Annotated in this window: 11 protein-coding genes; 4 read left to right on the top strand and 7 right to left on the bottom strand. The window is 62.6% G+C overall.

What is annotated here, in order from left to right:
* The 3 genes from cysS to QM600_RS20490 all read left to right on the top strand — a co-directional run.
* The coding region (gene cysS / locus QM600_RS20500; protein WP_283263397.1) for a cysteine--tRNA ligase at positions 1-1,392 on the top strand (1,392 nt) is incomplete at its 5' end.
* Between the two features lie 2 nt (positions 1,393-1,394).
* Positions 1,395-2,372: a 23S rRNA (guanosine(2251)-2'-O)-methyltransferase RlmB gene (gene rlmB / locus QM600_RS20495; protein WP_283263396.1), complete on the top strand. Its 978-nt coding sequence runs from the start codon at positions 1,395-1,397 to the stop codon at positions 2,370-2,372.
* Between the two features lie 306 nt (positions 2,373-2,678).
* Positions 2,679-3,365: a hypothetical protein gene (locus QM600_RS20490; protein WP_283263395.1), complete on the top strand. Its 687-nt coding sequence runs from the start codon at positions 2,679-2,681 to the stop codon at positions 3,363-3,365.
* Positions 3,366-3,439: 74 nt separating this feature from the next.
* Here the strand turns inward: QM600_RS20490 and QM600_RS20485 are convergent, their stop codons facing one another.
* From QM600_RS20485 to QM600_RS20460, 6 genes are all read right to left on the bottom strand, one after another.
* A complete protein-coding gene (locus QM600_RS20485; protein WP_283263394.1) occupies positions 3,440-4,135 on the bottom strand; it encodes an LpqN/LpqT family lipoprotein in 696 nt (231 codons plus the stop codon).
* 73 nt (positions 4,136-4,208) lie between these two features.
* Positions 4,209-5,078 carry a 5-oxoprolinase subunit C family protein gene (locus QM600_RS20480; protein WP_283263393.1) on the bottom strand — a complete coding sequence of 290 codons (870 nt, stop codon included), beginning with the start codon at positions 5,076-5,078 and terminating at the stop codon, positions 4,209-4,211.
* 51 nt (positions 5,079-5,129) lie between these two features.
* Positions 5,130-5,891, bottom strand: coding sequence for a LamB/YcsF family protein (locus QM600_RS20475; RefSeq protein ID WP_283263392.1), 762 nt, complete (start codon positions 5,889-5,891; stop codon positions 5,130-5,132).
* A gap of 16 nt (positions 5,892-5,907) precedes the next feature.
* Positions 5,908-6,789 carry a metal ABC transporter permease gene (locus tag QM600_RS20470; protein WP_283263391.1) on the bottom strand — a complete coding sequence of 294 codons (882 nt, stop codon included), beginning with the start codon at positions 6,787-6,789 and terminating at the stop codon, positions 5,908-5,910.
* Positions 6,789-7,646: a metal ABC transporter ATP-binding protein gene (locus QM600_RS20465; protein WP_094271048.1), complete on the bottom strand. Its 858-nt coding sequence runs from the start codon at positions 7,644-7,646 to the stop codon at positions 6,789-6,791. Before QM600_RS20465 ends, QM600_RS20470 begins: the two co-directional genes overlap by 1 nt.
* 39 nt (positions 7,647-7,685) lie before the next feature.
* Positions 7,686-8,636 (bottom strand): metal ABC transporter solute-binding protein, Zn/Mn family, encoded by a 951-nt coding sequence (locus QM600_RS20460; RefSeq protein WP_283263390.1) that lies wholly within the window; start codon positions 8,634-8,636, stop codon positions 7,686-7,688.
* A gap of 140 nt (positions 8,637-8,776) precedes the next feature.
* Between QM600_RS20460 and QM600_RS20455 the strand changes: the two genes are divergently transcribed.
* Positions 8,777-9,865 (top strand): LacI family DNA-binding transcriptional regulator, encoded by a 1,089-nt coding sequence (locus QM600_RS20455; RefSeq protein ID WP_283263389.1) that lies wholly within the window; start codon positions 8,777-8,779, stop codon positions 9,863-9,865.
* Here QM600_RS20455 and otsB read toward each other — a convergent pair.
* Positions 9,850-12,456: a trehalose-phosphatase gene (gene otsB / locus QM600_RS20450; protein WP_283263388.1), complete on the bottom strand. Its 2,607-nt coding sequence runs from the start codon at positions 12,454-12,456 to the stop codon at positions 9,850-9,852. The genes QM600_RS20455 and otsB overlap by 16 nt on opposite strands.
* Positions 12,457-12,458 lie beyond the last annotated feature (2 nt).

The following is a 12,458-nucleotide window of genomic DNA, read 5'->3' as shown; positions in this document are numbered from 1 at the left end:
ACCCTGCGCCTATACGACACCGGTACGCGGGCCCTTCGGGATTTTGTTCCGTTGGTCCCCGGACATGCATCGGTGTACCTGTGTGGGGCTACGGTTCAAGGTGATCCTCACATCGGCCACGTGCGTAGCGGCGTCGCGTTCGACGTACTACGACGATGGCTCCTTGCCGGCGGCAACGACGTTGCTTTTGTTCGCAATGTGACGGACATCGACGACAAGATCCTGAACAAAGCTGCCGACGCCGGCCGTCCCTGGTGGGAGTGGGCCACGACGTTCGAGCGTTCGTTCACGTGGGCCTACGACCAGTTGGGCGTGTTGCCGCCGTCCATCGAGCCGCGGGCCACCGGTCATGTGACGCAGATGGTCGAGATGATGGAACGCCTCATCGCGAACGGTCACGCGTACGCGTCGGGTGGTGACGTCTACTTCGACGTACAGAGTTATCCCGAGTACGGCGCACTGTCCGGACACAAACTTGACGACGTCCACCAAGGAGAGAGCGCAGCCGAAGGTAAGCGCGATCCGCGCGACTTCACGCTGTGGAAGACAGTGAAGCCCGGTGAACCCTCGTGGCCGACTCCGTGGGGCCGCGGCCGACCGGGTTGGCATCTCGAGTGCTCGGCAATGGCAGAGTTCTATCTGGGTGCGGCATTCGATATCCATTGCGGTGGACGCGATTTGGTTTTCCCGCATCACGAGAACGAGATCGCGCAGGCAAAGTGCGTCGGCGACGATTTTGCTCAGTACTGGTTGCATAACGGCTGGGTCACCATGAGTGGCGAGAAGATGTCCAAGTCGCTGGGCAATGTGTTGTCGGTGCCGAATGTCTTGAAAAAGGTTCGCCCGCAAGAACTTAGGTACTACCTCGGTAGTGCGCACTACCGCTCCAATCTCGAGTACTCGGACGATGCCCTCGAAGAGAGTGCAAAGTCGTACCAGGGTCTCGAGGCGTTTGTCCTGCGCACGCATAAGCGTGCGGGCGGTGTCGAACTCGGCACGTGGACAGAAGGTTTCGCGGCGGCACTCGACAACGACTTGTCGGTACCGATCGCGTTGGCAGAGATTCACGGAAAAGCGAGCGAGGGTAATACCGCGCTCGCAGCGGGAGATCTGGATGCCGCACGGGTGGCTGCCGGTCAGGTGCGAGCGATGCTCGCGATCCTGGGCGTCGACCCGCTCGATGCGCATTGGTCGCAGTCCGGTGGCGACATCGAGACGGCAATGGAAGCTTTGGACGTGTTGGTGCGCGCAGATCTCGATCGGCGGCAGCAGGCACGTACGGAAAAGAACTGGGCGGTGGCGGACGAGGTCCGTGATCGCCTCATCAAGGCGGGTATCGAAGTAACCGATACCCCCGACGGACCCGAATGGTCCCTGAAGGCAGGGCAGTAACAATGGCTGGAAACTCGAGCAGGCGCGGCGCAATCCGTAAGGGCGGCACCAAGAAGGGCCAGGTTGCCGGTTCCGGCGGCAAGCATCGTCGCGGTCTCGAAGGGCGAGGCGCAACACCGCCCGCCGCGGAACGCACCAAGCATCCCGCGGCAAAGCGTGCAGCTCGCGCTGCGCGTGCGGACGAAAAGCAGAATCAGGGTCGCGGTGGCCGTCCGGGTCCCGGCCGCAAGGTTCTCGACGGCCCCGAGACAGTGCTCGGCCGCAACCCCGTCGTCGAGTGCCTGCGTGCAGGTGTTCCGGCAACGGCACTGTGGGTGGCTGTCGGAACCGAGAGTGACGAGCGACTGAAGGAGTCCGTGCAGCGTGCTGCGGACGCCGGCATCTCCATTCTCGAAGTACCGCGTAGCGATCTGGATCGCCTCAGCGCCAACGGGCTTCATCAGGGCATCGCTCTGCAGGTTCCGCCGTACCGCTACGCGCATCCGGACGACCTCCTCTCGGAGGCACGCAAGCACGCCGAGCCGCCGTTGCTCGTCGCGCTCGACAACATCACCGACCCCCGCAACCTGGGTGCCGTCGTGCGTTCGGTCGCAGCCTTCGGTGGACACGGCGTCGTCATTCCCGAGCGTCGTAGCGCCAGCGTCAGTGCTGTTGCTTGGCGTACCAGCGCCGGCGCTGCTGCTCGTTTGCCGATTGCCCGCGCCACCAACCTCACTCGCACGCTCAAGGACTGGGCGTCCAAGGGCATTACGGTTGTCGGTCTCGACGCCGAGGGTGACACCACTCTCGACGATTTCGACGGCAGTGGTCCCGTGGTGATCGTGGTCGGTTCCGAGGGTAAGGGCCTTTCGCGTCTGGTTCGTGAGAACTGCGACGCGATTCTGTCCATCCCGATGGCAGGACCGGTCGAATCCCTCAATGCTTCGGTTGCAGCCGGAGTTGTGTTGGCCGACATCGCTCGTCGCCGCCGCAATAACTGATCGGCACAGTTTCATCTGATCCAGGCAGCTCAACAGCCCCCGCTTGTACCGCTAAGACGGTGCCAGTGGGGGCTTTTTTGTCCGCCGGAGTGGTTTTTGGGTGTCCTCATGGGGAAGTTGGACAAAAAGTCCGATACCGGACATTTGGGCTTCTTCATTGCTTATGGTTAACCGCCCGGCAAGCTTTCTCGAATTGCTAGGTAAGTATCCACGTCGATGATGCTGAAGCCGAGACGCCGAAATGTAACGCGGTTAGTGCTCGGTGAGTTCTGTGTGCAACAAACCACCTATGGATGGAGATGTTTCATGGCTAACCTTTTATCGACCAACTCTCGATCGCGTCGCGTCGGCGTAGGAGTAGGCGTACTCGCCCTTGCGCTCGGCGCCAGCGCATTGGGATCCGGTGTTGCGTCCGCTGGGACGGAAACTGCCAATGAATACACGTTCACTCGTACCGTGGACAACGCAAATCCGGAGATCGGTGATGTGATCACCTTTACGACGCTGTCGGAGACCACAAGTCCCGTCGGGGCGATCGAAAGCTTCACCGAAAATTTCGACGAGTGCCTGAAATTCGTTCCAGGTTCAGCCAGGGTAACCAAGCTTCATATTCCTGGAGGAATGACCACAACGGTGGAGACGCCGGAGTTGACTCCTACGAAACTGAAGGTCAGTGGCAATGGTTGGCTCAACACCAATGGCCGCGATGTCACGATGACAACCAGTTACACGGTCAGTTCCGACTGCACGCCGGGAGCTGTTCTCAGAAGTAGCTTGGGCGTCCGCGCCCTGGGCTTGGCGTGGTGGGGAGGCTCGGACAACGCAAACTTCCCCAACATCGGACCCTCCGTCACGGTGAAGGTTCCCGATCCCGTTGATCCGGGTACAGGAAGTGGAACCGGATCGTTGGGTAGCGCTACGGGATCGCTCGGTTCGATGGACGGCGGAACAGGATCGTTCGGTTCGGTGAGCGGAATCTTCGGCTCGAACTAACAGTCTGACGTAAACGTAAAACGGTGGCCCGAGACTCTTGCGAGTCTCGGGCCTCCGTCGTAAAGCGTTTGTTCTCAGCCGAATTCGATGGAAGTGTTGATTTCCTCGACCTGGTTGGACATTGCCATGTTCTGGGTATCGGTGAACTGGTTGGCGAAGCTCACGAGGTACACGGGGGACGATGCGTCCGCCTGATAGGCGATGACGGTCATGACCGCGTAGATGGGAACGTCGAGTTCCGGCGGGGTCCAGGTTCCGGCAACGCGGATTGCCTTCTGGCCTTCGATGTCGAGGTCGATTTTCTTCACCTCGGACCAGCCGTTGAGCGTGGCGAGGGAGTCACGGGCGCCGGCGAGAACTTCATCGGTGGTGGCAGTGCCCTGAGCTTCCACGGTCAGTGTGGTGTTGGGCGTGAATCCACTTGCCTCGGGCTGGTTGCTGGACAGAATGTCCGTCACGGTCCCCGAAACACCTTCTTGGGAGTGAGTCCACTGCGACGGAAGGCTGACGCTGATCACCGGGGCATCGGGATCGGTGCCGGTGACCAGGGTGATGCGTTCGCCGGTGAAGGCGCTGCCGTCCGCCAAGGTTCCTGATGCCGCAGTGGTGGATTCTGCGTCCGTCGTGGATTCTGCGGCGACGGTGGTTTCACTGGTGCCGTTTTCGGCTGCGGCGTCGCCGCTGTCCGAACTGCTGCAACCCGAGAGTACGAGTGCTGTGGTGATCAGCGCGGCCGCGCTGAGAGCGATCTTGCTGCTCTTGATCCTCATGGTGGTGTGTTCCTTCGACTTCTGGCGAAGGCCGTGCGCCGACGTCAGCAGTGGCTGACATTATCAGCGACACTCAGATGTGGCGTGATGTCCGGAAAGTTACGGTACTTCCCGGTCGCATTTGCGCTAAGGCTGCTATCCCCGGTGCCGTAACGACGCCAATGACTGGGTACCCGCCGGTTACGGGGTGGTCTGCCAGGAAAACTACAGGTTGTCCGTTCGGTGGGACTTGAATCGATCCCGCTACGACGCCTTCGCTGGGCAGTTCCTGGGTGCGTGAGCGATGTAGGGGGCCGGGGCCTCGTAATCTCACGCCGACACGATCGGTGTCTTCGGTGACCGTCCACGCATGGTGGAGGAGAGCGTGCACGGACGCCGGGGTTAACCAGTTGTCTCGGGGGCCGAGAGTGATATCGAGGGGAACTGGGCTGCGAGCGGGTGCCGGCGGCGGGATGAGATCTTCACTCGGCCATTCGCCGCCTTCAGCACCCACAAGTAGTTGGTCGCCGACGCGCAGGGGCTCGGGGCCGAGCCCGGCCAATGTGTCGGTGGATCGACTTCCGAGAGTTTCCGGGACGTCGATACCGCCTCGGACGGCGAGGTAGGTGCGCAGTCCGGTGGTGGCGTAGCCGATTTCGAGAAGGTCTCCGCTGTGGAGGTGGAGGCTGGAGTAGCCGGCGGCGGGCCGGCCGTTGACGGTCAAGGGCGCTCGTGCCCCGGTAATAGCGACGGTCATTTCTCCGACAGTGCGCATCACGAATCCGCCGACCGTGATTTCGAGCGTGGCGGCATGAACGGTGTTTCCCACGAGTCTGTTTGCGGCATCGTGGGAGATCAGATCAGCCGCCCCGGACCGGCCGACACCGACGGCGCTGCATCCCACACGACCGTGGTCTTGGACCGTGGTCAGGGGGCCGGTCCGCACTACCTCGAGCCAGGGCATGGCCCATTGTCTCGCAGCGATGGCCTGAGCACATCGCGACCGACGATCACGTCAGGTGAACGGAGTGATCGAAACTCCGGACGCAGTGAGTAGCTTCCAAATTTCGGTAGCCATGTCGACAGCGGCGGGGCTGTCGCCGTGGACGCACACAGAGTCGGCATTGACGGTCAGAACGGTGCCGTCGATGGCGTCGATGGTGCCTTCGGCAACGAGTCGGCGGACGCGTTCGGCAATGGCGACCGGGTCGTGAAGGACTGCGCCGGTCTGGTTTCGGGGAACCAGTGTTCCCTCGGGCGTATAGGCACGGTCGGCAAATGCCTCGGTGACAACACGCAGGCCAACGGCTTCGGCCTCGGCCAGAAACACCGAATCCGGCAGACCGAGAACCGGGAGGGACGCGTCGTAACTGCGGACGGCGTCAACAACTGCCCGTGCTTGCTCGCGGTGGTGAACTATCGCGTTGTAGAGCGCGCCATGGGGTTTGACGTAGGTGACGCGGGAGCCGGCGACGCGGGCCAGCCCGTCGAGGGCTCCGATTTGATACATGACGTCGGCGGTCAGGTCTGCCGGGGAAACGTCGATGAAGCGTCGACCGAATCCGGCGAGATCGCGGTAACCGACCTGCGCGCCGATCCGCACGTCGCCGGCTACTGCGGAGCGGCACGTTGCCAACAGTGTTGTCGGGTCGCCGGCATGAAAGCCGCACGCGATGTTCGCGCTGGTGACCACTTTCAGCATCGCGTCGTCGTCGCCCAAAGTCCAGGCGCCGAAACCTTCACCGAGGTCGCTGTTCAGGTCAACACGAAACGTCATGGCTCGAGTCTAGGAGTCAGGCGTGTGCCGGAATCCGTCCGGCATTCTTACGACGCGCAGATCCGGTCAGACGGCACACCAGGTAGATCACGAACGACACCGAGGTGACGAAGCTGGACACGGGAACTCCGGGTGCCAGCGACAGCAGGATGCCGCCGACGGCTGCCAGTTCGGCGAAGAGAACCGAGAGGATCGTGGCCTTGAGAGGACTTGCCGTGACGTAGGCAGCGGCCGCAGCGGGGGTAATGAGCAACGACATCACCAACAGTGCGCCGACGATCTGCACACCCAGAGCCGCAGTGATACCGACCAGAACAGCAAAGGCGATAGACAGTACACGCACCGGAACGCCGCGCGCTGCAGCAACTTCGGGATCGGTACTTGCGAACAGCAAAGGGCGGTAGATGAATCCGAGCGTGCCGATCACGATGACGGCGCACAGAAGAAGGAGTTCGAGACCGCTGTTACCCGGTGCCACGATCTGACCGACCAGCAACGAAAAACTGGTTCCGGTACGCCCGTCGTACGCCCAGAGGAACAGCACCGACAGTCCGAGCCCGAAGGCCATGATCACGCCGATCACCGAATCACGATCTCGCGCTTTGGCTCCCAACAATCCGAACAGTACTGCGGCGACCACCGAACCGACGATGGCTCCGGCTCCGACGCTCACGCCGACAAGCAGGGCGGCAGACGCACCGGTCAGTGACAGCTCACTGGTGCCGTGGACGGAGAACGACATCTGCCGGCTCACGATCAGGGGGCCGATGATGCCGGCCAGCAACCCGAGGATCGCACCGGCGATCAAAGCCTGCTGAACGAAGTCGTACTGCAGAAGGTCGATGGTCGCGGACACGTCGAACATCCGCGACATCGCGTCGGTGAACTTGTTACTCACTAGTGGTGATCCTCATCGCTGTGGTGAACGCCTTCGCCGGGACGGAGTCCGCCTGCGCTGCCGAGAGCGTCGATGGCGTCGCCGGTGCCGACGACAACCAGGCGGCCGCGAACTTGTAAGACCTCGACGTCGGTGTTGTACAGATCCGACAGGACCTCCGACGTCATCACCTCTGCCGGCGTACCGATGCGGAACTTGCCGTCCACCAGATACAGCACCCGATCTACCAACGGCAGGATCGGATTGATCTCGTGGGTCACGAACAGCACTGCGGTGTCATGGGTGCGTCGACGCTTGTCGATCAAACTGGAAACGAGATGCTGATTCGCGAGGTCGAGGCTCAGGAGCGGTTCGTCGCACAGCAGGATCTTCGGATCGCCGACCAGCGCCTGCGCGATGCGCAGTCGTTGTTGCTCGCCACCGGACATGGAACCGATGGGGGCGTCGGCATACGACTGCGCGCTGACCTGCGCGATGGCGTCGTCGACAATCTTGCGTCGACGCGCCCGCCGCAGCAGACCGGTGCCCCACTGATGTCCGTCGACACCGAGACCGACAAGATCGCGCCCACGGAGGGGGAGTCCGTCGTCGATGGATTTTTGCTGTGGGATGTATCCGACGTGCGAGTTGCCGGCGCGGGCCGGGGTGCCGACGATTTCGGCTGTGCCGCCGCTGAGTTGGAGCTGTCCCAGCAGGATTTTCAGGAGCGAGGTCTTGCCGGAACCGTTGGGACCGAGCACGGCGATGAATTCGCCTGGCTGAACGTCGAGATCGAGGCCGTCCCAAAGGGTGCGGGCGCCGAAGGACAATCGGGCGCCCTTCAGGGACACTGCAGGTAAAGCGGAAGTTTCTGTCACAAGCCGATCGGTTCTTCTCGTAAGTAAGTGGGCGAAAAATTACTGGGCAGAGAGAGCGTTTGCGAGTGACTCCGCAGTCTGCGTCTGCCACTGAATGTAGTCCAGGCCCTCGGGCAGAGTTTCCGTAACCTCGACGATGGGGATGCCCGCTTTTTCGGCGGTGGAGCGCATGTCCTGGGTCACTTTGTCCTGTGTCTGGACGTTGTAGAGCAGCGCGCGGGCCTTCTCGCCCGTCAACAGTTCGCGGGTTGCAGCGATGGCCGCGGGCGACGGGTCGTTGCCGTCTTCGATGGCGCTGGTGAACTCTTCGGGAGTGACATCTTTGAGTTCGGTAGCAAGTAGCAGATAGTGCGCAATGGGTTCGGTCTGCGCGACGCCGGTGCCGGCATGGGCGGCGGCAATGGAATCGGTGATGGTGGTGATCCCGGCGAGCTTCTGGCTGTAGGCCTGTGCATTTGCCTCGTACATCGACGCGTTCTCGGGGTCGAGCACGCTCAGTTGATCGGCGATGGAGTGCGCTACGGCGTCGACGGTGGGGATGTCGAACCAGACATGTTCGTTGACCGAGCCGTGGGTGTGGCCGTCATGAGATGCGCCGGTCGTTTCGTTTGCGTGGATGCCACCGTCGAGCAGGTTGTATGCGTTGACCGTTTTCTGATTTCCCTTGCCGGCGTCGAGAATGTCGGTGATGAACTGGTCGTAGCCACCGCCGTTGTAGATGACCAGGGATGCGTCGGTGATCTTCGCGGCCTGGGCGGGCGTGGTTTCGAAAGAGTGCGGATCTGCGGACGGCTCGTCGATGATGGACGTGACGGTCAGTGTGTCGCCGGCGACGGCCTGCGCGACGTTGCCCCACACGTTTGTGGATGCGACGACGGTGATGCCTTCGTCTTTGGAGGAGCTGGATCCGCAGGCCGTGAGCGCGAATGCTGCGACGACCGAGACAGCAGCAATCGCGGTGGTGGTTCGGAATTTCGGCGACAATCGCACTGGGGTCTTCTCCTGAACAAAGGCGAGGCTAAACGCTATTGGAAACCGTTACCGTTACACATTAGCCCATAATCGCTGGTAGTACATGTTCGCTTCGGCCCAAACGCGCCGACCATGACGACTACCGATAGCGTCCGTCTATGCCCCGGTCACGTCAGCCACGCCGTCAAGCCACTTTGGCGTCGCTCGCCGCCGAGCTCAATGTGTCGAGAACTACAGTCTCGAACGCGTACAACCGACCCGATCAGCTCTCTGCCGAGCTTCGGGATCGAGTGCTCCAAGCGGCCAAGCAACGCGGATATGCCGGACCCGATCCGGTGGCCCGCTCCCTCCGTACCCGAAAAGCCGGCGCCGTCGGACTTCTGCTCACCGAAGCGCTCAGCTACAGCTTCCGTGACCCGGCAGCCATGAGCTTCCTGGCCGGTCTCTCCGAATCCTGCGAAGAGGCAGGGCAGGGACTCCTCTTGATTCCCGCCGGCCCCGGCCGTCACGAAGCGGATGCTGCAGCGGTAGTGCAACAAGCCGGCGTCGACGGGTTTGTCGTCTACTCCGTCGCCGCCGACGACCCCTATCTTGCGGCTGTGCTCGAACGTCATATCCCGATCGTGGTCTGCGATCAGCCGCGCGAGATCCCCGGCGCATCGCTCGTCGGCATCGACGACCGTGCTGCCATGCGCAAGGTTTCCGACTACCTGATCAGTCTCGGGCACACCGAAATCGGTGTGCTCTGCATGCGCCTGGGCCGCGACAGGATGGATGGTGTTGTCAGCCAGGAACGGCTGCAGTCGCCCAGGTTCCACGTTCAGCGTGAACGGATCGAAGGCGTCCGTGACTCGATGGTCGCGGCAAACATGGATCCGCTCTCGCTCACGGTGATCGAACGGTACGTCCACACCAAGCAGTCCGGGCACTCCGCAGCAGCAGAGGCGCTCGCGACGAATCCGAAGATCACGGTACTGATCTGCACCACCGACGTGCTTGCCCTCGGCGCCCTGGACTGGGCGCGGTGGCAGGGAATCGATGTACCGGGGCAGTTGTCGATCACCGGTTTCGACGGCGTCGGCGAAGCATTGCGCGAATCGCTGACCACGGTGCGGCAGCCCCAGGAGGAGAAGGGCCGCCGCGCCGGTGCGCTCCTGATGTCGCCGTCGAACTCCGGAGTGCCTGTCGTGGAGATGCTCGAGACCGAACTCCTGGTCGGGCGAACGGCAGGTCAGGCCAAGAGCTGAGCGGGTTCGGCCAGGAGTTGAGCGCAGCGCAACAATCCGAGATGGCTGTAGGCCTGAGGATGGTTGCCGAGTGAGCGTTCTGCGACCGGGTCGTACTCTTCTGCCAACAGTCCGGTGGGTCCGGCTGCTGCAACCAGTTGGTCGAACAGTGCCTCGGCCTGCAGGCGTTGACCGATCAGGAGGTATGCCTCCACCAGCCAGGCCGCACAGAGGTGGAACCCGCCTTCGATGCCGGGCAGGCCGTCGTCATGGTGGTAGCGGTACACCGTTGAGCCGCTACGCAATTCGGCCTCTGTTGCAGTGACCGTGGCGGCAAATCGGGGATCGGAGGGATCGATCAATCCCGACAGTCCGATGTGCAGGGTGGCCGCGTCGAGATCGGTGCCGTCGTAGGCTGCGGTGTAGGACTGCACGTCGTCCTTCCAGCCCTTTTCGCGTACCTCGTCGGCGATCTGGTCGCGCAATTCTGCCCACTCGGGCAGTGCCTCGCGTCCGAAGCGGTCGGCCAGTTTTACCGCGCGGTCGACCGTCACCCAGCCCATCACCTTGGAATAGACGTGGTGGCGGGGGTTGTCGCGGATCTCCCAGATGCCGTGATCAGGTTCGAACCATCGGCGTTGGACGGCTTCGACCATGGCGCACACCAGTTCCCAGTCGCGATCACTCAGGGCATTGGAAACGCGGGCATTGGAAACGCGGGCATTGGAAACGCGGGCATTGGAGACGCCGGTCTTTTCGCGTGAATCGGCAAGGTGTCCGATCAATTCGACGATCGGGCCGAACACGTCGAGCTGAACCTGCTGGTTGGCGGCGTTGCCCACTCGAACAGGTCGGGATCCTGCATATCCGGGGAGCGAGTCGATAACAGCCTCGGGTGGCAGTGATGTGCCGTGCAAGGTGTACAGCGGGTGCAGACGCTCGGGCCCGGGCAGTGTTTCGAGGACGCGGTGAACCCAGTCGAGGTAATTCTCGGCTTCGGCGGTGGAGCCCACGCTCACGAGAGCTGTTGCGGTGAGCGCAGCATCACGCAGCCAGCAGTACCGGTAGTCCCAGTTGCGGACTCCGCCGATCTCTTCGGGCAACGACGTCGTTGCTGCGGCCATGATGGAACCGGAATCGGCGTGAACCAGCCCGCGCAGGGTCAGTGCGGAGCGTTTCATTAAGTCCGGCTTGAGCTTTGGAAGGTCGAGCGTTTTTGCCCAGTCCGACCAGTAGGATTCGGACGTTGCTCGACGGTCTATCTCGAGAACCTCGGACGGGCCGATATCATCGGTGCCACAGCGCAATTCGAGAATCACATCGCCCTTGGACGGTTCGACGATGGCATGGGCCGTCTGTTGATTTCCGTCGGTAGCGATATTCCACTGCACGCCGGGGGAGCGCAGCACGTACGGCTCGTTGGTTCCGGTGACGCGGATGCCCTCGTCCACAACCTCGAGGGTGACCTGGCCTTGGCCGAACTCCGGGCGCGGGGCGAACGAGACTATGGCGTCTGCTCGGCCGGAGATGATGCGGGTCAGATCGGTTCGGCCCGCAGGTACGTCGTGTGGGAGGTAGTCGGTGACGGATAAGCTCGCCCATCGGGTCTGAACCGTCATCGTGCCGTCGAGGTACTTCTGGCTCAGGGGGAGTGCCGTCCGCCGTGGGCCGACACTGAAGTGTCCCGCGCCGGTTCCGCCGAGTAGATGAGCGAACACCGCTGCGGAATCGGGTTCGGGATGGCACAGCCAGGTGAGGGTGGCGTCGGGTGTGACAAGTGCGACCGTACGCGGGCTGGCGAGCATCGAGAGGCGTTCGATGGGCGGCGCGTCGGCACCCGAGAGCCAGGTACGACGCTCGTCGAGAAGGAATGCCAGCGCGGCGGCAACGTCCTCGGTGCTGTCGACTCGGTAGGCGGCGACGCTGTCTCCGCTCCCGACCTTGATGCCGATATCGGGTCCCTGGAGCCTGCTGAAGGCTTTTTCGTCCGTCACGTCGTCGCCGATGAAGACGGCCGCGGTTGCGCCGTCCTGGTGGCGAATGAGGTCGAGGGCTTGACCCTTGTCGGTGGGGATGACGGCCAATTCGACGACGAACTTGCCTTCGGTGACCTGCACGCCCGGCCAGAGCGCCGATTCGGTGCGGACGGCGATCAATGCCTTTTCCGCGTCGTCGGCGCTGCAGTTTCTCACGTGCAACGCAACGCTGGCAGGCTTCTTCTCGACGCTCGCGCCGACGGTGTCGGCTGCAATTCGCACCAACTCGATGACTATTTCGTCGAGCAGCTTCTTGGCGTCCGCGTCGATGGCGTGAACGAATCCGATGTCGAACTCGGAGCCGTGACTGCCGACCAACTGCACTTCGGCGGGTAGCCGTGACAGCGCAGCAAGGTCTTTGAGTGCTCGCCCGGAGATGACCGCCGCCGTTGTGGAAGCAAGGCTCGCGAGCGCGCGGAGCGCTCGAACCGATTCTGCGCGGGGATACGCCTTTTCCGGGTCCGCGACAATGGGAGCCATGGTCCCGTCGTAATCGGAAGCCACCAGCAGGCGTGGTGTTCGTGCCACGGCCGCAAGGGCTCGACGGAGTTCGATGGGTAGATCCTGTGCGCTCACCT

This window comes from Rhodococcus sp. IEGM 1379, from assembly GCF_030056815.1.
Taxonomy (GTDB): Bacteria; Actinomycetota; Actinomycetes; order Mycobacteriales; family Mycobacteriaceae; genus Rhodococcus_F.
This window is presented reverse-complemented; position numbering and strand designations above follow the sequence as displayed.

What these genes read in the sequence shown, in the direction of transcription:
- rlmB (WP_283263396.1), top strand. Translation starts at nt 1,395, where the DNA reads ATGGCTGGAAACTCGAGCAGGCGCGGCGCAATCCGTAAGGGCGGCACC.
- QM600_RS20490 (WP_283263395.1), top strand. Translation starts at nt 2,679, where the DNA reads ATGGCTAACCTTTTATCGACCAACTCTCGATCGCGTCGCGTCGGCGTA.
- QM600_RS20485 (WP_283263394.1), bottom strand. Translation starts at nt 4,135, where the DNA reads ATGAGGATCAAGAGCAGCAAGATCGCTCTCAGCGCGGCCGCGCTGATC.
- QM600_RS20480 (WP_283263393.1), bottom strand. Translation starts at nt 5,078, where the DNA reads ATGCCCTGGCTCGAGGTAGTGCGGACCGGCCCCCTGACCACGGTCCAA.
- QM600_RS20475 (WP_283263392.1), bottom strand. Translation starts at nt 5,891, where the DNA reads ATGACGTTTCGTGTTGACCTGAACAGCGACCTCGGTGAAGGTTTCGGC.
- QM600_RS20455 (WP_283263389.1), top strand. Translation starts at nt 8,777, where the DNA reads ATGCCCCGGTCACGTCAGCCACGCCGTCAAGCCACTTTGGCGTCGCTC.